Below are 868 nucleotides of genomic sequence, written 5' to 3' on the forward strand. Positions count from 1 at the left end.
GTGATCACGCTGCTCATCAGCGTGCCCATCAGCCTCGGCGCCGCGATCTTCCTCGTCGAGTATGCGCCGGACAACTGGGTGACCAAGGCCGCCTCCACGGCCATCGAGACCCTGAGCTCGCTGCCCTCCATCGTCGTCGGCATGTTCGGCTCGCTGTTCTTCGTCGTCACCCTCGGCTGGGGCATCTCCATCCTCGCCGGCGCGATGGCGCTCACGATGTTCAACATCCCGATCCTCGTCCGCGTCATCCAGCAGGCTCTCGAGGACGTCCCGCGCAGCCAGCGCGACGCCGGCCTCGCCATGGGCCTCACCCGCTGGGAGACGACCCTGTACGTGCTGCTTCCCGCCGCCATGCCCGCCATCGTCACCGGCGTCGTCATCTCGGCCGGCCGCGTGTTCGGCGAGGCCGCTGCCCTGATCTTCACCTCCGGCTCCGCCGCGGTGAACATCAACTTCGCGAGCGTGAACCTCTCGAGCCCGCGCAACCCCTGGAACATCTTCCGCCCGGCCGAGACCCTCGCCGTGCACATCTGGAAGCTCAAGATGGAGCCGTCCCCCGGTAACGACGTGATCGTCTGGGGCACCGCCGCGGTCCTTCTGATCTGCGTGCTTCTCTTCAACGTGCTTGCGCGCTTCCTCGGCAAGGCCCTGGCAAAGAAGATGACGAGCGAATGAGCGAGATAATGAGAAACGACATCCCCGCCGGCACTCCCGCCGCGCCCACGGTCGCCTCGAAGCACCTGCTCGAGACCCACGACGTCACCGTCAAGTACAACTACACCAAGGAGGCTCTGCACCCCACGAGCCTCACGTTCGATGCGGGCAAGGTCACCGCGCTCATCGGCCCCTCGGGCTGCGGCAAGTCGAC

The 868-nt window shown here is 66.4% G+C and carries 2 protein-coding genes; both read left to right on the forward strand.

Annotation, left to right across the window (positions count from 1 at the left end; genetic code table 11):
* Positions 1-675: phosphate ABC transporter permease PstA (gene pstA, locus ACT84W_RS06625; protein WP_444328629.1), on the forward strand; the 675-nt coding region annotated here is incomplete at its 5' end.
* On the forward strand, positions 672-868 hold a 197-nt coding region (locus ACT84W_RS06630), incomplete at its 3' end, for an ATP-binding cassette domain-containing protein (RefSeq protein WP_444328630.1). The genes pstA and ACT84W_RS06630, both read left to right, overlap by 4 nt.

It is taken from the genome of Paratractidigestivibacter sp. (assembly GCF_052362415.1).
GTDB lineage: Bacteria > Actinomycetota > Coriobacteriia > Coriobacteriales > Atopobiaceae > Paratractidigestivibacter.